Below are 22,088 nucleotides of genomic sequence, written 5' to 3'. Positions count from 1 at the left end.
TTATCACGCGCGGGGTCAATGCACCTGCTTGGCAATTGCTGCAAGTCGTCTTAGGTAACAGGCAACGATTTACCAAATTTACGGATAGGAGAGCGGCATGGCCGAGATCAAAGACCCAGAAAACACGATCCTGATGGAACTCAAGGGCGGGACCGTCACAATTCAACTGCTGCCGGACCTTGCCCCAAAGCACGTCGAGCGCATGAAAGAACTGGCCCGCGCGGGCAAGTACGACAACGTGGCCTTCCACCGCGTCATCGAAGGGTTCATGGCGCAGACAGGCGACGTGGCCAATGGCAACATGGAAGACAACTTCAACCTGCGTGCCGCGGGCACAGGCGGGTCGGATTTGCCAAACGTACCGGCTGAATTCTCCAAGGTGCCCCATGCGCGTGGCAGCATCGGTGCCGCACGTTCCGCCAACCCCGACAGCGCCAACAGCCAGTTTTTCATCAACTTCAAGGACAATGACTTCCTGAACGGTCAGTACACCGTTTACGGTCAGGTCATTTCCGGCATGGAACATGTTGATGCGATCACCCGTGGCGAGCCGCCTGCGAACCCTGACCGCATGATCAGCGTGAAAGTTGCCGCAGATGCGTAAGCTATTTGCAGCAGCTGTCACCACCGTCCTGATGGGCAGCGCGGCAGTCGCCAGCGGGCTTGAAATCACCGTCGATGGCGAAGCCCAGGGCGTGATCAGGATTGACCTGCTCGAAGACGTGGCCCCCCAGCATGCGGCCCGCCTGACGGCATTGGCCGAAGCAGGGGCCTATGATGGCGTGGTGTTTCACCGCGTGATCGACGGCTTCATGGCGCAAACCGGCGATGTCGAATTCGGCAAGGCCGGTGGCGACACCGGGCGTGCAGGTATGGGTGGCTCTGACATGGACGATCTGCCGGCCGAATTTTCGGACCTGCCGTTTGACCGTGGCATTGTCGGAATGGCGCGCAGCCAGAACCCTGATTCCGCGAACTCGCAGTTCTTTATCATGTTCGACGAAGGTCACTTCCTGAACGGGCAGTACACCGTTGTGGGTAAGGTTACCGAAGGGTTGGACGTGCTGGACGCGATAAAGCGTGGCACAGGCGGCAATGGCGCTGTCGTGGGCACCCCTGATATGATGAAAACAGTCACCGTTACCGACTGAGATCATCGTTAGAACGATTTGATGGGGCGGGCTGCAAAGTCCGCCCTTTTTCGTTTATCCGAGGCTTTGGAGGCCGGAAACGAAAACGGCCCGATTGGCGCGGAGCGCTGATTACCCAGAAGAGAAGACTTTGTTCGCGTCAATGTCAGTTCTAGAAACGCGGCGATACAAACAGACGCTCGGGTGATGGCCAAGGATAAGCCAAGGGTCATCGCAAGACCGTATCTAAATCCGAAAAAAAGGGGCCGCATAAAGCAGCCCCCTTCAAAATTAATATGGCAGCAGATCAGAAGATGGCGCGTGCGATACGGATCAACTGCAAAGTTTCAAATGCGCTGTCCTGCAAAGTCACCAACTCACCATTCACCACGGCATAGTTGTAACCCGGCGCAAGCTCCGGCAGCTTGTAGGTTTGACGCAATTCGCTTTGGGTCAGCGCGGCGGTAGGTGCCACACGCAGCCCAGCAGGAAGGTTTTCAACCCGCGCCATATCATTGATCCGCAGCAGCGACGTGTAATCTTTGTCACTCAGCAAAACCGGTTGGCCGTCTATCAAAGCATAGCGATTACCTGCTGGTGCGGGACGAAGCCCGTAGAGCGATGCAATCTGGTCGGAACTGAGGAGCAGGTTATTGTCATCAAGAGACCCGTATGGCTCCAAGTAGTCTCCTCGCTGCTCAAGATAGAGTTCGTCAAGCCGATCAGCGTCATACGCTACCCATTCGTCATAGGTCACGCCTTTCTTGGCAAGCCCGGGAGGCACGCACGGTGGGTCCTTCTTCGCGAGCCCCGGGGGGCAGTTGCGATAGGTCAGGAGTTGCTCGTCCGTGACATCGGGGAAGCTGATTTGGGAACCCAACAGCACAAGCGGTGCGGCACCAAGAAGCACGGTCATGTCACGGCTCTTGGGGGCAGGCACCTGCAGGATTTCATTCGAAATCCGCACACGGTCTTCTTTCGACCGTTTGACTTTAGCTACGATCTTGTCGGGCTTGTTTGCTTTGTCGGGCGTATTGGATTTTTCGGCTTTTTGATTGTTCGGCTTGTCTTTTTTCGATGCCGAGTTGGGTTCTTTGGGCTTTTTAGGTTCTTTCGGCTTTTTGGGTTTGTTCCCGTTAGACTTGTTCTGATCCTTATCAGCCTTGTCGTTTTTGACTTGGACGATCTGGTCGTTCAGGGCTGAGTGCAAGGTCACAACGGAAACTTCAGAAGCTGAGGAAAGCGCAGAAACTGGAAGCGCAACACTGGCCGCAAGAGCGGGGGTGGTTGCGCATGCAAAGATTGTTGCAAAAGCGAGGGGAGCGTATTTCATTGAAAGTCCTTCATACTCGGTGTGCTGGATCAAACAGATTATTCTGATCCTCAAGACTTTGACTGTCGAGGCGAACACGGCCGATGTTCCATTCTACCACACCAACGAATGCTGCGGCGTAATAGTTCCACCGTATCTAGCACGCTGACGAAATTGACCCACTGACGTAAGTCAAAATCCGGCATATAGCCGGACCTGTTCATGCCACGGTATGTTGACCATTCACCCTATTTCCTCCGCGTAGTGATGCCATTGGAAGAAGACGCGGGAGCGGTCAATCACGGCTCGAACGCGCCCTTCGCTAAGGATGCCCCCCCCAAAAAAGAAAACGGGCACCGCAGTTGCCTGCGATGCCCGTGAAAATCTTGTCAGCGTGAAAGCTTAGGAAGCCGGGTTCGGCTTTTGTACCGGGGCGGATTTCGAACCGGGGTTCAACGGATCGTCCTGACGCTGAACGGAGCCTTCGAAATGCGCACCGCTTTCGATCGCGATGGTCTTGTGGATGATGTCGCCCTCGACCCGTGCGGTCGATGTCAGGCGGACCTTGAGGCCACGCACACGGCCAACGATACGACCGTTGATCACAACATCATCGGCAATCACTTCGCCTTTGATGGTGGCGGTTTCACCGATGGTCAACAGATGCGCGCGAATGTCGCCCTCAACAGTGCCTTCGACCTGAATGTCGCCGGTTGTCTTCATGTTGCCGGTCACGTGCAGATCGGACGACAGGATAGACGCGGGCGGCTTGGCCTTTGGTGCGCTTGCTTTGAATTCATTCGCCTTGGGTACGGCAGGTGCCGCTGGCGCAGAAGAAGATGCCGACGTGCCGGACGCTGGTGCGTCTTGCTTTGGGGCGGGATCGTTGATTTTGCTTTTAGAAAACATCGTTTGCAGCCTTGATAAAGATCATGGGATTTACAGCCTTGCCACCAATACGAACTTCATAGTGAAGGTGAACACCGGTTACCCGTCCTGAGGCCCCCATATCACCTATATGCTGTCCGCGCGATACCCTTTGGCCAACTTTCACACGCAATTTTGACAAATGCGCATATCGTGTCTCGACGCCGAACTCATGCTGTATCTTGACGAGCCGGCCATATCCTGAGCCCCAGCCTGCATGTGTTACAACACCGTCCGCCGTTGAGTAAAGCGGTGTGCCCGAACTTGCGGCAAAGTCTACGCCGCTGTGCATGCGGCGTCCGCCGGTCTTTGGATCGCGGCGAAAGCCGAACTGGCTGGTAAAGCGGAATGCGTTTTTCACAGGGTTCGCAAAGGGCGCTTTTTGCGCCGCGATGCGGTACATGTTCAGCCGGTCCATCTGGTTCAGCAGGCGGTTGGCGCGCATTGTATCGGCTGTTTGTTCTTCGCCACGGGTGGAAAAACTAAGCGGCATCAAAGGGCCACCCTGACCGGAATATCCCCGGCGCACGGTTTCCAGCATCCGGTCTGTGGGCATTCCGGCACTGCGGAACATCTTGTCCAGCGGGGCCACGGAAACGGTCATGGCTTCCTCGAGCTGGCGGAAAATCGCATCGTTCTGGTCACGCATCACGGCCAGCTTCTGGGTCAGGTCCTCGGCCTGGATCAGTGCGTCCTGGGCATCAATCACGACCTGATCGCGTTCCGCGGCGGTGCGGGCAAGGGCATCTGCAAGAATGCTGATCGGCGCGGAAGACCCCGAACTCTGTGCGACCGCAGTGCCACCTTCGGCGACGCTGCCCTCGATGGCGGCCAGTTTCACACGGGCCTCTTCGCGTTGTTTCATTGTGTCGCGCAAGGTGGATTGGATCACTTCGATCCCGGTCTCAAGCTCGCGGCGGTGTGTTTCGGAGGCCAGCAATTCCGATTGCATGACCGAAATCTGTTTCAGCGCGGCGTTGAAACGTTCCTGCGCGGCCACCGCTTCTTCGGCGCGGCCGTTGCGCTGTGCGGAGAGATCGGACAGGCGGGCCTGATAGGTGCTTTGATCGCGTTTCGCCTGTTCGCGGAAATTACCCGACCCGATGCTATCCATCAGCAGGATCGCCGTGGCGATGATCGCCCAGGCAACCAGGGCGGTACATCCGGCAAAGGCGACAAGTTGGGTTCCGGGTCTAAGGCGAATAAAACGGGTATCGGTGTCTGATTTCAGAAAGACGCGTCGCTCTGGAAAATAATTTTCCAGAACCGAATGGATTTTAATCGCCAACCTCGTTCGCACGTTTTGGTATCCCTTGTTCCGTCCTTGTTCCATGCTTCAGCGCTCTCGCCTGCCGGGGCCGGCGCTGTTAGCATCAGGTGTGCTTAGCCAAGGGTGTCCAATCGGGCAAGCCTGTTACCCCTGAATGGGCGCCTTTTGAATTATTTGTCCGCAAGGGTGGCGAAAATCCGCCTATTCAATGACTTGTTCAGCACCATTCATTCGAATTCGGGTCATGCGGTTTCGGTGAGGGGCCAGTAGAAATCGGGCGGGATACCCGCTTCGGCACGCTTTTCCTCGTTGAACGGGGGTTTCAACAGCCCGTGGAAATACTTCCGGACCAGCGCGTGAAAGGCGTCTTTCGGGTCCATCTCGTGGCGGCCGCACAGAAAATGAAACCACTTCGACCCATAGGCCACATGGGCCACTTCCTCGGCATAGATCGTCTCGAGCGCCTCGACGGCCTGGGTGGCTTTGGCCTGTTTGAAAATCTTGATCATGTTGGGCGTCACATCCAGCCCGCGCGCCTCGAGGACCATCGGCACAACGGCCAGGCGGCCCATGAAATCATCCGCCGTATCTTCGGCTGCGCGCCACATGCCGGCATGGGCGGGCAAGGCCCCGTAATGGCTGCCCAAGGCCTCAAGGCAATCGCACATCAGATTGAAATGCTTGGATTCTTCATCCGCAGATTTGACCCAGTCATCATAAAAACCGATGGGCATTTTGATGTCCGTAAACCGCGCGATGATGTCCCAATGCAGGTCCACGGCGTTCAATTCGATATGGGCCACAGCATGCAACAAGGCGATGCGCCCCTCGGGGGAGCCGGGCTTGCGGTGGGGCACGTCGCGGGGCGACAGCAGTTCGGGCTTTTCGGGCCGTGCGGGCTGCATCGGCGGGTTGGCCGTGCCGATTTCGGGCTTTTCACCCGTGGCGCGGGCCGCACGCCACTGGGCCGCAAACTGATGCGACAGGGCGGTCTTCTCGCGGCCATCTGCGGTGCTCAAGACGGCTTCGGCCATTTGTGCCAGCGGCATCATAGCGCGCGCACCGCTTCCAACACTTCTTCGACGTGACCGGGCACTTTGACCTTGCGCCAGATCCGCGCGATGTTGCCTTGCGCATCAATCAGATAGGTCGCGCGTTCGATCCCCATGGATTTCTTGCCATACATGTTCTTTTCAACCCAGACGCCATAGCTTTCGGTCAGCGTGCCATCGTCATCGGTCAGCAATGGCACGGTCAGTTCATGTTTGGCGGTGAATTTGTCATGCTTGGCCATCGTGTCGCGCGACACGCCGAAAACCTCGGCTCCGGCGTCCTTGAACGCTTGCAGGTGCTCGGAAAAGCCGATGGCCTCTTTGGTGCAGCCGGGGGTGTCGTCGCGGGGATAAAAGTACAAAACAACGGCTTTGCCCTTGAGCGCCGACAGGGTCACCTCGCCGCCGCCGGTGACGGGGGCTGTAAAATCGGGGGCGGGCTGGGATATTTCTGACATGGGTCACTTTCTATTGTCTTGGAAGCCTTATCTTAGGGTGGCATAGTAGAACGGCTTGGCGGAACTTAAAGCCCCAGAGCCCTGAAAACGGACGATCATGTCAGACGAAACCGCCAGCACACCGGCAAAAAAAACCAAACGGCTGTGGCAGGCGACCAAATGGTCGTTGTTGTTCATCGTGATTTGCGTGGCTGCCGTGGCGGGAACGGCGCTGTATCTGATCCGCAGTCCCATCATTGTGCCGCAATGGGTCGAGACCCGGATCGAGGCGCGGCTGGCGCAAGATTTGCCGACAGCGCGGGTCAGATTTGGCGAGATGGTGTTGATCGTGGATGATGGCTGGCGGCCCCGCATCCGGTTGCAGGATGTGTCGGTCACAAATCCCGAAGGGGCCGAACTGGCCGCCTTCCGCGAGGTGCGCGCCAGTTTTTCAACCCGCGCCTTGATGGAAGGGCAGATCAAACTGCGCGATCTGGCGCTGTCGGGCATCGTTGCGGATTTGCGCCGTGATCAGGATGGCCGCGTCGCCTTGCGGGCAAGTGCGGGCCAGGCCCCGGCCGAGCGGCGCGCCGCCACCATGCCGCAGCTGATCGGTCAATTGGATCAGGCGCTGCTGATGCCCGCGCTCAGCCGGTTGCGGTCGATCGACGTGCGTGCCTTGACCCTCAGCTATACCGATCTGCAATCCTCGCGGGTCTGGACAGCGGATGGCGGGCGTCTGCGGATGACCCGCGACGGCGATATCCTGAGCGTGACCGCCGATCTTGCGGTGTTGGGGGGCGGCGCAAACGTGGCCACGCTGGCGGCGAATTACACCAGCGTCCTGGGCGATACCGCCGCGCAATTCGGCGTGACCTTTGATGGCGTCGATGCCGCAGACATCGCGGTGCAAAGCCCGGCCTTTGCGTGGTTGAACGTCTTGCGCGCGTCGATTTCGGGGTCGGTGCGCAGCAGCATCGACGACGACGGTGCCTTCGAGCCGCTGAACGCCACCTTGCAGATCGGCAGCGGCGTGGTGCAGCCCAATGCCAATGCAACGCCGATCCCCTTTGACGGGGTGCGCAGCTATTTCAGCTATCACCCCGACCAAAAGCTGCTGCAATTTGATGAACTGTCGGTCCAGAGCCAATGGGTGTCGGGGCGCATCGAAGGCGAAGCAACCATCGGCGCGTTGAAGAACGGCAAGCTCAGTGATCTGACCGCGCAAATCCGACTGCGGGATCTGGTGGCCAATCCGGCCGAAGTTTACGCCCAGCCCATCAGCATCGACGGGGCCGATCTGGACCTTCAGATCAAGCTCAACCCGTTTCACCTGACCCTCGGGCGCATGGATATCCACGACGCCGATACAACGCTGAACGTCAGGGGTGATTTAACCGCAGGGCCGGACGGCTGGCAGGTCGCACTCGATGCCGGTCTGAACGAAATCTCGCCCGAGCGGGTCATGGAACTGTGGCCCGAGAAGGCCAAGGTCAAGACCCGCAAATGGGTGGCGGAGAATGTCTATGCGGGCAAGCTCAGGAACGTCGATGTGGCCTTTCGATTGCAGCCGGACGCGCGGCCGCAGACCTATCTGGCGTTTGATTTTCTGGAGACCGAGGCGCGGTTCTTGCGCAGCATGCCCAATATCACCAAGGCCAGCGGCCATGCCAGCCTGCTGAAAAACCGCTTTGTCGCAAGTGTGGACAGTGGCCGGATCACTGCCCCCCAAGGCGGCGAGATCGCGATCAGCGCCTCGTCTTTCATCATGCCTGACGTGACGATCAAGGATGCGCCGCCCGGCATTGTCCGGCTGAACACCCAATCCTCGATCACCTCGGTGCTGTCCTTGCTGAACCTGCCGCCGCTGAGCATCATGGACAAAGCCAACCAGCCGGTGACTTTGGCCCAAGGGACGGCGGACCTGTCCGGCACGATTGCCTTTCCGATGAAAAAAGGATCGGACCCCAAGCTGACCGTCTTTGACATCAGCGGCGATCTGCTGGACCTGCGCAGCGATGTTCTGGTCAAGGACCGGACCCTTGCTGCGGAAAAAATGAACGTGGTGGTGTCAAACAGCAACATCACGATCAAAGGGCCGGGCAATATTGACGGTGTGGCGTTTGACGGCGGCTGGTCACAGCCCCTGGGCCGCGCCGGTGCCCCCAGCGAAGTGCGCGCCGATATCGTGCTGAACCAAAAAGCGCTTGATACCTTTAACATCAAACTGCCCCCCGGCAGCGTGTCGGGCCAAGGGCGCGGCTGGTTTGCGCTGGATCTGGCCAAGGGGCGCGCGCCTTCGTTTTCAATCACTTCGGATATGAAAGGGTTGCAGCTCAAGGTGCCGCAACTGGGGTGGAGTAAACCCGCCGCGGCCACGGGATCGCTGCTGGTGGCGGGCAAGCTGGGGCCGGTCCCCCAAGTTGATCTGATCGAGGCGAAAGCCGCAGGGTTGGCGGCCAAGGGGTCGGTCAAGCTGGCCAGTGGCGGCGCATTGGAGCGGGTGCGCTTTGACACGCTGACTGTCGGACGCTGGCTGAACATGCCGGTCGATCTGTTGGGGCAGGGGCCAAACGCGCCCGTGCAGGTCGTCGTGCGGGGCGGCAGCCTTGATCTGCGCAAGGCCGAATTTGGCACATCGAAGCCCAGCGGCATCAAAGGCCCGCCGATGCTGGTGCAGCTTGACCGGCTTCAGGTCACCGACAAGATCGCGCTGACCAATATGCGCGGCCAGTTTGATATGGCCTGGGGGCTTGACGGGCGGTTTACCGCGAACCTGAACGGCGGCACCCCTGTGTCGGGGCGCGTGGTGCCGCAAAACGGGCGCAGCGCGATCCAGCTGAATTCGGCGGATGCGGGCGGGGTCTTGCGCTCGGCGAATATGCTGACACAGGTGCGCGGCGGAAACCTGTCGCTGACCCTGGTGCCGGTCGGGTCGGGCGGCGCGTTCGACGGGCGCGCCCAGATCACCGATGTCAGGATCAAGGACGCCCCCGCGATTGCGGCCTTGGTCAATGCGGTGTCGGTTGTCGGGCTGGTGAATGAATTGAATGGCGATGGCATCTATTTCGATACGGTCGAGGCCGGGTTTCGCATGACCCCGAACCGCATCACCCTGGCGGAGGCAAGCGCCACGGGCGCATCGCTGGGCATTTCGATGGATGGCGTCTTTGCCACCGATACCGGTCGCATGGCCCTGCAAGGGGTGATTTCCCCGGTGTATCTGCTCAACGGGATCGGCAGCTTTCTGACCCGCAAAGGCGAAGGCTTGCTGGGGTTCAACTATACTCTCGGCGGCACGCCCCAAGATCCGCAAGTGTCGGTAAACCCGCTCTCTGCACTGGCCCCCGGTTTCCTGCGCGAGATCTTTCGTGCGCCGCCCCCCGATTTGCCGCCGGTCGACGGGGTCAGCGGGTTGACCTTGCCCGCCACACCTGCTGCGCCGGAAAAACCGGTTGTAGCACCTTATGAGGGGCGCTAAGCGGCTGCCATGAAACTAAGCGATTTTGATTTTGATCTGCCCGACGCGCTGATTGCCACGCGCCCCGCAGTCCCGCGCACCTCTGCACGTTTGCTGGTGGCCGAGGGCCCCGTGCTGCATGATAAAACAGTCAGCGATCTGCCCGACTGGCTGCGCGCGGGCGACCGGCTGGTGCTGAATGACACCCGCGTTATTCCCGCACGCCTGAACGGGCTGCGCCACCGCGCCAGCGCCCAAGGGCCGGTGCAGGCCCGTATCGAGGTCACCCTGCTTGAGCCGCGTGCCGAAGGGACCTGGGCCGCTCTGATCAAGCCGTTGAAAAAGCTGAAGATCGGCGAAGAGGTCGTGTTCAGCGATGATCTGCGGGCGACGCTTGAGGCGATCGAAGACGGGCAGGGGCATCTGCGGTTCAACTGCGCGGGCGATGATTTCGACGCGGCGCTGAATGCCGCCGGTGCCATGCCGTTACCGCCCTATATTGCCGCCAAACGCCCCGCCGATGCGCAGGACATGACCGATTACCAAACGGTTTTCGCCCGCAACAAAGGGGCCGTGGCCGCCCCCACCGCATCGCTGCATTTTGACGACGCGCTGCTGGCGCAGCTGGCGGCGATGGGGGTCGACTTCACCCATGTCACGCTGCATGTCGGCGCGGGTACGTTCCTGCCGGTCAAGGTAGACGATATATCTGACCACAAGATGCACAGCGAATGGGGGCAGGTCAGTGCTCAAGCCGCCTCCGAGATTGCAGCCACCAAAGCGGCGGGCGGTCGGATTATTCCCGTGGGCACCACGGCGCTGCGCCTGATCGAAACAGCAGGCCGCAGCGGGGCGATCCAGCCGTGGGAAGGCGATACCGATATCTTCATCACGCCGGGGTTCACCTTTAATGTCGCCGATGCGCTGATGACAAATTTCCATCTGCCGAAATCCACATTGATGATGCTGGTCGCAGCTTTGATGGGGCAGGACGCGATAAAAAACATTTATTCCCACGCAATTGATTCAAATTACCGGTTCTTTTCCTACGGTGACGCATCATTGCTTTTGCCCGAGGCGCAAAAACCCGCCTGAGTGTCGTACAAGGGGATGACATATCCCTCGAACAGGATCAGGGAGGGACAGAACGGAAGATGGGATTCGATAGATGCTAAAGGTTTTCGCAAGCGTATGGGCGCTGTTGCTGGGTATGTGCTTGCTGATGATCGGCAACGGCATGCAAGGCACACTATTGGGTATCCGCGGCGGCATCGAAGATTTCTCGACCTTGCAGATGTCGATCGTTATGTCGGCCTATTTCGCGGGCTTCCTTGGCGGGTCGCGCATGGCCCCCGGCATGATCCGGCGCGTCGGTCACGTGCGGGTGTTTGCCGCTGTTGCGTCGATGATTTCGGCAGTGATGATCCTCTATCCCACATTCCCCAACATCATCGTCTGGTCCTTTGGCCGCGTGCTGATCGGGTTCTGCTTTTCGGTGGTCTATGTCACGGCAGAAAGCTGGCTGAACAACGCGGCCACCAATGAAAACCGCGGGCAGGCGCTGTCGCTTTATATGATCGTGCAAACCGCAGGCATCGTGATCGCCCAGGCCTTGCTGCTGACAGCGGACCCGTCCGGCTTTGTCTTGTTTGTTATTCCATCGGTGCTGGTCAGCCTTGCCGTGACGCCGATCTTGCTGGCCGTCAGCCCGACACCTGCATTTGACACCACCAAACCCATGAGCCTGCGCAGCCTGATGACCGCTTCACCGCTGGGCTGTGTGGGGATGTTCCTGCTGGGCGGCGTGTTCTCGGCGCAATTTGGCATGGCCTCCGTTTACGGGGCCGAAGCTGGGCTGAGCGTCGCGCAGATTTCGGTCTTTGTGGCGGTGTTTTTCATCGGGTCGATGCTGCTGCAATATCCGATCGGATGGGTGTCCGACCGTATGGACCGCCGCCTGCTGATCGTCATCACATCGGTTGTCGGGTTTCTGGGGTCTGTTTTGGGCATGATGATGGGCCATATGTTCCCTGTGTTGCTGGTGTCGGCGTTTATCGTCGGGGGGATGTCGAACCCGCTGTATTCGCTGCTGATCGCCCACACGAATGATTTCCTTGACCTCGAAGACATGGCGGCCGCATCCGGCGGGATGTTGTTTATCAATGGCTTGGGGGCGATCATGGGGCCGATTATCACCGGTTGGATGATGGGCACGGCACTTGGGCCGGGGGGCTTTTATCTGTTTACGGCCGTCTTGTTCGCAGTGCTTGCCGTTTATGCGTTCTACCGTGCCACTGTACGGCCCACAGTCGCTACCGATGAAACCAGCCAATACGTCCCGTTTTCGGCCGCCACAACCGCACTGGCGGTCGAGGTTGCGCATGAATACGCCGTCGAAAGCGACCAAGCCGAAGAAAGTGCCGCCTAAGAGTTGGTTTTGTGACGTTTTTGTTGCAAAACTTGTGTTTCAAAGTTGTTATATTTCTCATTACCTATGTTCAGGGAACGGCTAGGCAAAGGAACGCAATGTGATTGGCCCCGATGATATTCTGAAATTCTGGCTTGATGATGCCGGACCAGACAAATGGTACATCGTTGACGAGGATTTCGACCAAGTCATCCGTGACAAGTTTCTTGAGACATGGGAAGCCGCCTGCGAGGGCAAGTTCTCACTTTGGCTCACCTATCCGGCGGGGGCCTTGGCCTATATCATCCTGACCGACCAGTTTCCCCGCAACATGTTCCGCGGGCAGGGCCGTGCCTTTGCATCGGACCGCGCGGCGCTGGCTGTCGCCAAATCATCGATCCACAAGGGCTGGGACATGCGCATTGACCCGCCCGCGCGGCAGTTCTTTTACCTGCCGATGATGCATTCTGAAAACCTGATCGATCAGGACCGCTGCGTGCGTCTGATGTGTGAACGGATGCCGCACAGTTCCAGCAACCTGCTGCACGCCCGCGCCCACCGCAAGGTGATCCGCGAGTTTGGCCGCTTTCCTTACCGCAATGACGCGCTGGACCGCCCCTACACGGCGCTGGAACAATCCTACATTGCCAATGGCGGCTATGGCAGCACCGTGCGCGCGCTGGAAAACGAAGCTGCCTGACGCCTCTGATCGGGGGCATCGGAATCTCGCGGTTGCTGTGCGGGAAAATATAGTTTACCGCTAAACTATATTTTCTCTCCCATGCTGCGAGGTTTCCCTATGGCTGAAAAATCCTTTGATCTGATTGTGATCGGTGCAGGGCCCGGCGGCTATGTCGCTGCGATCCGCGGCGCACAATTGGGGCTGTCGGTCGCAATCGTCGAACGCGAACATCTGGGGGGCATCTGTCTGAACTGGGGCTGCATCCCGACCAAGGCGCTGCTGCGGTCTTCCGAAGTGTTCCACCTGATGCACCGCGCGGCCGAATTCGGGTTGAAGGCGGATAACATCGGCTATGATCTGGATGCTGTTGTGAAACGGTCGCGCAAGGTTGCGGGGCAATTGTCGGGCGGCATCGGCCATCTGATGAAAAAGAACAAGGTCACCGTGTTCATGGGCGCGGCCAAACTGGCCGGCAAGGGCAAGGTTTCGGTCAAGACCGACAAGGGCAGTGAAGATCTGACGGCCAAGAACATCGTGCTGGCCACGGGGGCGCGCGCACGCAACCTGCCGGGCCTTGAGGCCGACGGCAAACGCGTCTGGATGTACAAGGACGCGCTGCAACCTCCGCATATGCCGAAAAAGCTGCTGGTCATCGGATCGGGTGCCATCGGCATTGAATTCGCCAGTTTTTACAACACCTTGGGCGCTGACACCACGGTCGTCGAAGTGATGGACCGCATCCTGCCCGTCGAGGATGAGGAGATCAGCAAATTCGCGAAAAAGCAGTTTGAAAAGCAGGGCATGAAGATCATGCAAAAGGCTGTCGTCAAACAGCTGGACCGCGCGGCTGACAAGGTCACTGCCCATATCGAAGTGGGCGGCAAGATCGAGAAGCAAGAATTCGATACCGTGATCTCCGCCGTGGGCATCGTCGGCAACGTCGAAGACTTGGGTCTTGAGGAAATGGGCGTCAAAGTCGACCGCACCCATGTTGTCACCGATGAATATTGCCGGACCGGCGTTGACGGGCTTTATGCCATTGGCGACATCGCGGGGGCCCCGTGGCTGGCGCATAAGGCGTCGCACGAAGGTGTCATGGTGGCCGAACTGATCGCGGGCAAACACGCGCATCCTGTGAAACCTGAATCCATCGCGGGCTGTACCTATTGCCACCCGCAAATCGCGTCCGTGGGCTATACCGAAGCCAAGGCCAAGGAACTGGGTTTCGACGTCAAAGTAGGCCGCTTCCCCTTTATCGGCAACGGCAAGGCGATTGCCTTGGGCGAACCCGAGGGCATGATCAAAACCGTGTTCGACGCAAAAACCGGCGAATTGCTGGGCGCGCACATGGTTGGGGCCGAAGTGACCGAACTGATCCAGGGCTATGTCGTGGGCCGTCAGCTTGAGACAACCGAGGAAGACCTGATGAACACCGTCTTCCCGCATCCGACCCTGTCCGAGATGATGCACGAGGCCGTTCTCGACGCTTACGGCAAAGTCATCCACATGTAAAAACGACCCGCGCCATTCCGTTCTGGACGGAGTGGCGCACCCCTGCCATAGATTGCATATGGTAAGTCTAAATCGCGTCGTCATGGGCCCGGCATCCCGCCGGATGATCCAGAACCTCATCCCGCAGCAGCTTGATGTTGCTGAGATTTCGGGCAAATGGGGCGAGATGTTCGATTTCAAATCCTACGAACAATTCCGCTATCCCGAATATGACATCTGCGCCGGTCCGATCATGGACAATCCGCAGGACCGCCCCCGCAAATTTGATCTGATCCTCGCCAATCAGGTGTGGGAACATCTGGACCGTCCCTATGCCGCCACAAAAAACGTCCGCCGGATGTTGAAAAAGGGCGGCCATTTCTGGGTGGCCGTGCCGTTTTTCGTGCCATTTCACGCGGCCCCTGCGGATAATTCGCGCTGGTCTGCGCGGGGGCTGAAGAACCTGCTGATCGAATGCGGGTTCGACGAAGACGCCATTCAATCCAGCCAATGGGGCAACCGCAACGCCGCCCTGCGCAACATGGAAGAAAAATGGCCCCCCGAATATGACGAGGCCACGGATGATATCTCCAACGACCCGGATATGCCGATCTGCGCATGGGCCTTGGCGCAAAAGACCTGAAGCGGCGGTGGTCGTCTCGTGAAAACACCATTTCCGTTGATATTCGCCCTATGGGGCGCGGGTCTGGGTGCCGCTGCGCAATATGGCAAGGTCAGCGTGGTTTTCGACGCGCTGCCTGCGGTCTATCCGGGGGCAGGGGCCGCGTTGGGCTTTGTGGTGTCGCTGGTGGGGCTGGTCGGCATCGTCTTTGGCGTGGTGGCGGGGTTGGTCGTGGCGCGGGTGCGCTACCGGCGGGCCTTGATCAGCGCGCTTTGGATCGGGGCGGGGGTGTCGGCGTTTCAGGCGCTTTTGCCCGACCTGCCGCTGCTGCTGGCCAGCCGCGTGATTGAGGGCGCGTCGCATCTGGCCATTGTTGTCGCGGCCCCCACCTTGATCGCGCAACTCAGCGCGCCCAAGGATCGCGGGTTGACCCTTTCGCTCTGGGGGACGTTCTTTGGGGTGGCCTTTGCCGTGTTGTCGCTGCTGGGGCGGCCCTTGGTTGCGGGCTGGGGAATACCGGCATTGTTTGCAGCGCATTCGGCGTATATGGCTGTTTTCGCGGTACTTTTATCCGGCTGGCTCAAACGGCTTCCGCCCGAAGGGCCGCAACCCGTCCTGAACCTGCGCCAGATCATGCGCGATCACGGCACGATCTACCGCTCACCTTATATCAGCGCACCGGCTGCCGGTTGGCTGTTCTATACCTTTTGCTTTGTGTCGATCCTGACCGTCCTGCCGCCCTATCTGTCCCCGGAGTTGCGCAACCTGATCCTTGCCGCCATGCCGATTGTCAGCATCATCGTCTCCATGACGATGGGTGTGTGGCTGCTGCGCCATGTGTCAGCCGTGCGCGTGGTCGAACTGGGCTTTGCCGGATCGGCGCTGTGTCTGGCGTGGCTATGGGCGGTTCCCGGCGCGCCTTTGGCCTGTCTTGCCCTTGCGGCGGCATTGGGGCTGATCCAGGGGGCCAGCTTTGCAGCGGTTCCGCAGTTGAACGATACTGCGGCCGCCCAAGCCCAAGCGAACGGGGCCATGGCGCAAATGGGCAATCTGGGCAATACGCTGGGAACGCCGGTCATCGCCTCGGTGCTGTTAAGCTTTGGCTATGCTGGCATGCCGGTGGTCGCGGGTCTGGCCTGTATCGGCGGGCTCTGTGCGCACCTGATTTTGGGCAGGCTGCGCAACCGCATGTAACGTTCCCGATGTGTTCTGATTTTTCCATTGGAGAATCCGCAACGCGCCCCTATGTACAGAGTCTTAACGGGGGTGTCTGATGGCTGAGCTGAAATACATCGAAGTGCGCGGCGCGCGCGAACATAATCTAAAGAACATCGACGTGGATATTCCGCGCGATCAGTTGGTGGTGATCACGGGCCTGTCAGGTTCCGGTAAATCCTCGCTCGCTTTCGACACGATATATGCCGAAGGGCAGCGCCGCTATGTCGAAAGCCTAAGCGCCTATGCCCGCCAATTCCTTGATATGATGCAGAAACCTGATGTGGACCACATCAGCGGCCTGTCGCCGGCAATCTCGATCGAACAGAAAACCACGTCGAAAAACCCCCGTTCGACCGTCGGCACCGTGACCGAGATTTACGATTACATGCGTCTGCTGTTCGCCCGTGTCGGAACTCCGTATTCCCCCGCCACCGGCAAACCTATCGAGGCGCAGCAGGTGCAGGACATGGTCGACCGCATCATGATGATGGAGGAGGGCACCCGTGCCTATCTGCTGGCCCCCATCGTGCGCGACCGCAAAGGCGAATACCGCAAGGAATTCCTCGAGCTGCGCAAGCAGGGGTTCCAGCGGGTCAAGGTAAACGGCGAATTCTTTGAACTGGACGAACCTCCGACGCTGGACAAGAAATTCCGCCATGACATCGACGTGGTCGTGGACCGCCTTGTCGTGCGCGAGGGGCTGGAAACACGTCTGGCCGACAGCCTGCGCACAGCGCTTGATCTGGCCGATGGCATTGCGATCCTCGAAACCGCGCCCGCCGAAGGCGACCCCGAACGCCAGACCTTCAGCGAGAAATTCGCCTGTCCCGTCAGCGGCTTCACCATCCCCGAGATCGAACCGCGCCTGTTTTCCTTTAACGCGCCCTTTGGGGCCTGCCCGTCCTGTGACGGTTTGGGCAAGGAGCTGTTCTTTGACGAACGGCTGGTCGTGCCGGATCAGAATCTCAAGATTTATGACGGCGCGTTGGCCCCGTGGCGCAAGGGCAAGTCGCCCTATTTCCTGCAAACCATCGAAGCCATCGCCAAACATTACGAATTCAACAAAAGCACCAAGTGGAAAGACCTGCCCGAAAAGGTGCAGCAGGTGTTTTTGCACGGCTCCGGCAAGGAAGAGATCAAGTTCCGCTACGATGAAGGGGGCCGCGTCTACGAGGTCAGCCGTGTCTTTGAAGGGGTGATCCCCAACATGGAACGCCGCTACCGCGAGACCGACAGCAACTGGATCCGCGAAGAGTTCGAGCGCTACCAGAACAACCGCCCCTGCGGCACCTGCGAAGGCTACCGACTGCGCCCCGAAGCGCTGGCCGTCAAGATCGGCCCCGTCGATGGCACCCCCGACCAGCGTCTGCACGCAGGTCAGGTTGTGCAGATGTCGATCCGCGAGGCATTCGACTGGTGCAATGCCGTTCCCGACCAGCTGAGCAAGCAAAAGAACGAGATCGCCCGCGCCATTCTCAAGGAAATTCGCGAGCGGCTCGGATTCCTGAATAACGTGGGATTAGAATACCTTACGCTGGCACGTTCAAGTGGAACGCTCAGCGGTGGGGAAAGCCAGCGCATCCGTCTGGCCTCGCAAATCGGGTCGGGGCTGACGGGGGTTCTCTATGTCCTTGATGAACCCTCCATCGGCTTGCACCAGCGCGACAACGACCGGCTGCTGCTGACGCTGAAGAACCTGCGCGACCAGGGCAACACCGTGATTGTCGTCGAACATGACGAAGAAGCGATCCGCGAGGCCGATTATGTTTTCGACATTGGTCCGGGGGCCGGTGTGCATGGCGGTCAGGTGGTCAGCCACGGCACGCCCGAACATGTGGCCAACGACCCGAACTCTTTGACCGGTCAATACCTGACCGGCAAACGCGAAATCTCGGTGCCGGCCAAGCGGCGCAAGGGCAACAAGAAAAAGATCAAGGTCGTCAAAGCCACGGGCAACAACCTGCAAGACGTCACCGTTGACTTCCCCTTGGGGCAGTTTGTCTGCGTCACTGGTGTGTCGGGCGGCGGCAAATCGACCCTGACCATCGAAACCCTGTTCAAAACCGCGTCCATGAACCTGAACGGGGCCCGCCAGACGCCCGCACCCTGCGAAACGATCAAGGGGTTGGAGCATCTGGACAAGGTGATCGACATCGACCAACGCCCCATCGGGCGCACCCCGCGGTCGAACCCTGCAACCTATACCGGGGCTTTCACGCCGATCCGCGACTGGTTCGCGGGCCTGCCCGAAGCCAAGGCGCGCGGCTACAAGCCCGGTCGCTTCAGCTTTAACGTCAAGGGCGGGCGCTGCGAGGCGTGCCAGGGGGACGGCGTCATCAAGATCGAGATGCATTTCCTGCCGGATGTCTATGTCGAATGCGAAACCTGCAAGGGCAAGCGCTATAACCGCGAAACGCTCGAGGTGAAGTTCAAGGGCAAATCCATCGCCGACGTGCTGGATATGACCGTGGAAGACGCGCAGACCTTCTTTCAGGCCGTCCCGTCCATCCGCGAGAAAATGGATGCGCTGATGCGCGTGGGACTTGGCTACATCAAGGTGGGCCAGCAGGCGACGACCCTGTCCGGCGGCGAGGCGCAGCGCGTCAAGCTGTCAAAGGAGTTGAGCAAACGGTCCACGGGGCGGACGCTGTATATTCTGGATGAACCCACCACCGGCCTGCATTTCGAAGACGTGCGCAAGCTGTTGGAAGTGCTGCATGAATTGGTCGATCAGGGAAATTCGGTCGTGGTGATCGAACACAACCTCGACGTGGTGAAAACCGCCGACTACATCATCGACATCGGGCCCGAAGGCGGCGATGGCGGGGGCCGTGTGGTGGCGACAGGCACCCCCGAACAGGTCGCCGAGGTCGCGGAAAGCCACACAGGCCACTACCTCAAACCGATGCTGGCCCCGCGCAAGGTTGCCGCCGAATAAAGGCACCGTTCATTTTGCCAGATAAACTCCACGGGGGTCCGGGGGTGTGAAACCCCCGGCCTTCCCCTCAGAAACTCATCCCCGATTGCGTTTCTCGAAACGCGGCAGCATGGCCGAGAAATCCTTGCCCTTGCCATCTTCATCCTCGACGAATTGGGCATAAAGCGCGCGGGCCAGTTCACCCATCGGCGTGTCGGCATTGGCCATCTCGGCGGCCTGCTGTGACAATCCCAGATCCTTGAGCATCAGTTCAGCCGCGAACCCCGGCGCATAGCCGTTATCGGCGGGCGACGTCGGGCCGACACCGGGGGCAGGGCAATAGGCATTCATCGACCAGCTGTACCCCGACGACGTGCTGACCACGTCGAACATTTTTTGACGGTCCAGCCCCAGCTTGTCTGCCAGCGCAAAGGCCTCGCAGGTGGCGATCATGGTGACGCCAAGGATCATGTTGTTGCAGATTTTCGCAGCCTGACCGGCACCCGCATCACCGCAATGCACGGCCTTCTGACCCATGATATCAAACAGCGGCTTTGCCTTGGCAAAGGCTGCTTCGGTGCCGCCTGCCATAAAGGTCAACGTGCCGCCAGCCGCCCCGCCGATGCCGCCTGATACCGGAGCGTCAACTGCAAAAATACCCGCATTTTCAGCGGCTTCCGAGGTGTTCTTCGCGCTTTCCACATCCACGGTGGAGCAATCAATAAACAGCGACCCCTTGGTCATATGCGGGATTGCCTGCGCTGCCACCTGCCGCAGGATCGACCCGTTCGGCAGCATGGTGATCACCACATCCATGCCTGCGACAGCACCTTCCAGATCACTGGCCACGGCAACGCCCTCAGCCTTGGTGCCGGCAACGTCGAACCCGGTAACCGTGTGCCCGGCCTTGGCCAGATTGGACGCCATCGGCGCACCCATATTTCCCAACCCGATGAAACCGATATTTAACGTGCTCATGTCATTTTCTCCAGTTTAAGGGCGTCTTTGCCCAAGGGTTGCAGCATCTTGGCGACTGCGGCTGTGGGAACATTCATATCCGCAAACTGCCAGCTTGGATTGCGGTCTTTGTCGATGATTGCCGCGCGGATCCCCTCAAGGAAATCGCCATGCTCCATCGCGCGGAAGGTAAAGCGGTATTCAAGATCGAGGGCTTTCTCGATGCTCAGGGACGGGCCGCGCAGGCGGTGCAGGGCCTCTATGGTGCTGGCCATGGCAAGCGGGCTCATCCGGCCCATCTTCTTGAGGGATTCTTGCGCAAAGGGGCTGTCCTTGACGTGCAGATTGGTCAGGATATCGCTCAGCGTTTCGCCATCAAAAAGCACGTCAATTTCGTCTTGCTGTGCGGCCAGCGGCGACGCGGGCGGATCGATTTTGGCCGCATCAAGTGCCGCGATATCGCCTGTGCTCTCCAGGGTTTCAGTGACCTTTTGCCAGTTTAACTCCGGGATGTAACTATCTGCAAAACCGGCAAAAATAGCGTCTGCGCCGGACATACGTGTGGCGGTCGTGCCCAGATATTCGCCAATGCGCCCCGGTGCCAGGGCCAGCATCAAGGTGCCGCCAACATCGGGCAGTAATCCGATGCCGCATTCGGGCATGGCGATCTGGCTGGTTTCGCCCACAATGCGGTGCGACCCGTGGCACCCAAGGCCAACGCCACCGCCCATGGTGAACCCTTGCAGGAACGACACGACAGGCTTGGGATAGGCGAAAATCTTGGCGTTCAGGCGGTATTCATCGGCCCAGAACTTTTGCCCATAGGCATAATCGCCCTTGGTGCCGGTGGCATAGAGTTCGGCAATATCCCCCCCCGAACAAAAGGCACGGTCGCCAATCGCGTCCAGCACGATCAGATCAACCGCGTCATTGTCGCGCCACGCGTCAAAGGCGTCTTCGATGGCCAGACACATCTCGTAGGTCATGGCGTTCAACGCATGGGGGCGGGTCAGGGTGATCCGACCAGCGCGACCCGTGATGCGGATAGAGATATCGCTCATTTGTTTTTCAACATGTCACGGGCGACAATGACGCGCATGATCTCGTTTGTGCCTTCAAGGATCTGGTGAACGCGCAGGTCACGGACGAGCTTTTCGATACCGTAATCGGCCAAATATCCATATCCGCCATGCAGTTGCAGGCATTGATCAACGGTTTTGCTGCCGACCTCGGTCACGAATTTCTTGGCCATGGCGCAGAACTTGGTCGCGTCAGGCGCGCCGTTATCCAGCTTCCATGCGGCTTGGCGCAGGAAGGTGCGGGCGGCTTGCAGCTCGATCTCCATATCCGCCAGACGCCATTGCAGCCCCTGGAACTGGTCGATGGACTTCCCGAACGCCTTGCGATCGCCCATGTAATGCAGGGTCGAGGTCAGGGCGGTCTGTGCAGCACCCAGTGAACAGGCGGCGATGTTCAAACGGCCACCATCCAGCCCCATCATCGCATATTTGAAACCTTTACCCTCTTCGCCTACCAGATTTCCGGCAGGAATGTTGCAATTGTCAAACTGCACTTGGGCGGTTGGCTGGCTGCGCCAGCCCATTTTATCCTCAAGACCGCCAAAAGACAGGCCGGCTGTGCCGTCTTCGACATAGACCGTGGACACACCCGCTGCACCGTCATCCGACGTGCGGACCATGGCGACATAGGCGTCGGAATATCCGCCACCCGAGATAAACGCTTTGGTCCCGTTCAGGGTGTAGCCGTCATTGGTGCGGTCGCATTTCGTCTTGAGCGCGGCAGCATCCGATCCGGAGCCTGGTTCGGTCAGGCAATAGCTAAGCACGGTGTTCATCGACAAGACGTCGTCCATGATCCGCGCCTTCAGTTCATCGCTGGCAAAGCTGTCCAGCATCTTGGCGCACATGTTGTGGATCGACAGGAAGGCCGCAACGGAGGGGCAGGCCATGCTGAGCGCCTCGAACACCAATGTGGCATCAAGCCGCGTCAGACCGGAACCGCCGGCCTCCTCGGAGACATAGAGGCCGCCAAAGCCAAGCTCGGCGATCTTGGGCCAGATTTCCTTGGGGATGGTTTCGTCTTTTTCCCATTGGCGCGCGAAGGGGGCGATATGTTCCTGGCCAAAGCCATAAGCCATATCGAAAATGGCGGATTGTTCTTCTGAAAGTGCGAAATCCATAGCGAT

Annotated in this window: 18 protein-coding genes; 10 read left to right on the top strand and 8 right to left on the bottom strand. The window is 59.2% G+C overall.

Going from position 1 to position 22,088, the window contains the following annotated elements:
* Positions 1–97 precede the first annotated feature (97 nt).
* On the top strand, positions 98–604 hold the full coding sequence (locus HGT1_RS11790) for a peptidylprolyl isomerase (RefSeq protein ID WP_176250131.1): 507 nt from the start codon (positions 98–100) through the stop codon (positions 602–604).
* A complete protein-coding gene (locus tag HGT1_RS11785; RefSeq protein ID WP_176250130.1) occupies positions 597–1,151 on the top strand; it encodes a peptidylprolyl isomerase in 555 nt (184 codons plus the stop codon). Before HGT1_RS11790 ends, HGT1_RS11785 begins: the two co-directional genes overlap by 8 nt.
* Positions 1,152–1,437: 286 nt before the next feature.
* Here HGT1_RS11785 and HGT1_RS11780 read toward each other — a convergent pair whose 3' ends face one another.
* From HGT1_RS11780 to HGT1_RS11760, 5 genes are all read right to left on the bottom strand, one after another.
* Positions 1,438–2,463, bottom strand: coding sequence for a transketolase (locus HGT1_RS11780; protein ID WP_255200180.1), 1,026 nt, complete (start codon positions 2,461–2,463; stop codon positions 1,438–1,440).
* Positions 2,464–2,844: 381 nt separating this feature from the next.
* A complete protein-coding gene (locus HGT1_RS11775; RefSeq protein ID WP_176250129.1) occupies positions 2,845–3,351 on the bottom strand; it encodes a polymer-forming cytoskeletal protein in 507 nt (168 codons plus the stop codon).
* Positions 3,341–4,669, bottom strand: a complete 1,329-nt coding sequence (locus tag HGT1_RS11770; RefSeq protein ID WP_176250128.1) for a M23 family metallopeptidase — start codon at positions 4,667–4,669, stop codon at positions 3,341–3,343. The genes HGT1_RS11775 and HGT1_RS11770 overlap by 11 nt, the downstream gene beginning before the upstream one ends.
* 212 nt (positions 4,670–4,881) lie before the next feature.
* Entirely contained in the window at positions 4,882–5,691 is an 810-nt protein-coding gene (locus HGT1_RS11765) for a ferritin-like domain-containing protein (RefSeq protein ID WP_176250127.1), read from the bottom strand.
* Positions 5,688–6,149 carry a peroxiredoxin gene (locus HGT1_RS11760; RefSeq protein ID WP_176250126.1) on the bottom strand — a complete coding sequence of 154 codons (462 nt, stop codon included), beginning with the start codon at positions 6,147–6,149 and terminating at the stop codon, positions 5,688–5,690. The genes HGT1_RS11765 and HGT1_RS11760 overlap by 4 nt, the downstream gene beginning before the upstream one ends.
* A 97-nt stretch (positions 6,150–6,246) precedes the next feature.
* Between HGT1_RS11760 and HGT1_RS11755 the strand changes: the two genes are divergently transcribed.
* The 8 genes from HGT1_RS11755 to uvrA all read left to right on the top strand — a co-directional run bounded on the left by HGT1_RS11755 (position 6,247) and on the right by uvrA (position 18,946).
* Positions 6,247–9,609, top strand: coding sequence for an AsmA-like C-terminal region-containing protein (locus HGT1_RS11755; protein WP_176250125.1), 3,363 nt, complete (start codon positions 6,247–6,249; stop codon positions 9,607–9,609).
* A gap of 9 nt (positions 9,610–9,618) precedes the next feature.
* Positions 9,619–10,683 (top strand): tRNA preQ1(34) S-adenosylmethionine ribosyltransferase-isomerase QueA, encoded by a 1,065-nt coding sequence (gene queA / locus HGT1_RS11750; RefSeq protein WP_176250124.1) that lies wholly within the window; start codon positions 9,619–9,621, stop codon positions 10,681–10,683.
* 73 nt (positions 10,684–10,756) lie between these two features.
* On the top strand, positions 10,757–12,016 hold the full coding sequence (locus HGT1_RS11745; RefSeq protein ID WP_176250123.1) for an MFS transporter: 1,260 nt from the start codon (positions 10,757–10,759) through the stop codon (positions 12,014–12,016).
* A 100-nt stretch (positions 12,017–12,116) separates the two neighbouring features.
* Complete coding sequence (locus HGT1_RS11740; RefSeq protein WP_176250122.1) at positions 12,117–12,695, top strand: DUF924 family protein; 579 nt, start codon at positions 12,117–12,119, stop codon at positions 12,693–12,695.
* Positions 12,696–12,794: 99 nt separating this feature from the next.
* Positions 12,795–14,189 (top strand): dihydrolipoyl dehydrogenase, encoded by a 1,395-nt coding sequence (gene lpdA / locus HGT1_RS11735; protein WP_176250121.1) that lies wholly within the window; start codon positions 12,795–12,797, stop codon positions 14,187–14,189.
* A 58-nt stretch (positions 14,190–14,247) separates the two neighbouring features.
* Positions 14,248–14,811 (top strand): methyltransferase domain-containing protein, encoded by a 564-nt coding sequence (locus HGT1_RS11730; protein ID WP_176250120.1) that lies wholly within the window; start codon positions 14,248–14,250, stop codon positions 14,809–14,811.
* A gap of 18 nt (positions 14,812–14,829) precedes the next feature.
* A complete protein-coding gene (locus HGT1_RS11725; protein WP_255200179.1) occupies positions 14,830–15,984 on the top strand; it encodes an MFS transporter in 1,155 nt (384 codons plus the stop codon).
* A gap of 79 nt (positions 15,985–16,063) precedes the next feature.
* A complete protein-coding gene (gene uvrA, locus HGT1_RS11720; protein ID WP_176250119.1) occupies positions 16,064–18,946 on the top strand; it encodes an excinuclease ABC subunit UvrA in 2,883 nt (960 codons plus the stop codon).
* Positions 18,947–19,021: 75 nt separating this feature from the next.
* Here the strand turns inward: uvrA and mmsB are convergent, their stop codons facing one another.
* The 3 genes from mmsB to HGT1_RS11705 are packed head-to-tail and all read right to left on the bottom strand — an operon-like array spanning position 19,022 to position 22,082.
* Positions 19,022–19,903 carry a 3-hydroxyisobutyrate dehydrogenase gene (gene mmsB, locus HGT1_RS11715; protein WP_176250118.1) on the bottom strand — a complete coding sequence of 294 codons (882 nt, stop codon included), beginning with the start codon at positions 19,901–19,903 and terminating at the stop codon, positions 19,022–19,024.
* Positions 19,900–20,943 (bottom strand): enoyl-CoA hydratase/isomerase family protein, encoded by a 1,044-nt coding sequence (locus tag HGT1_RS11710; protein WP_176250117.1) that lies wholly within the window; start codon positions 20,941–20,943, stop codon positions 19,900–19,902. The genes mmsB and HGT1_RS11710 overlap by 4 nt, the downstream gene beginning before the upstream one ends.
* Positions 20,940–22,082, bottom strand: a complete 1,143-nt coding sequence (locus HGT1_RS11705) for an acyl-CoA dehydrogenase family protein (RefSeq protein ID WP_176250116.1) — start codon at positions 22,080–22,082, stop codon at positions 20,940–20,942. The genes HGT1_RS11710 and HGT1_RS11705 overlap by 4 nt, the downstream gene beginning before the upstream one ends.
* Between the last annotated feature and the right edge of the window lie 6 nt (positions 22,083–22,088).

The sequence above is a fragment of the Sulfitobacter sp. HGT1 genome (assembly GCF_013282155.1).
Lineage (GTDB): Bacteria > Pseudomonadota > Alphaproteobacteria > Rhodobacterales > Rhodobacteraceae > Sulfitobacter.
This window is presented reverse-complemented; position numbering and strand designations above follow the sequence as displayed.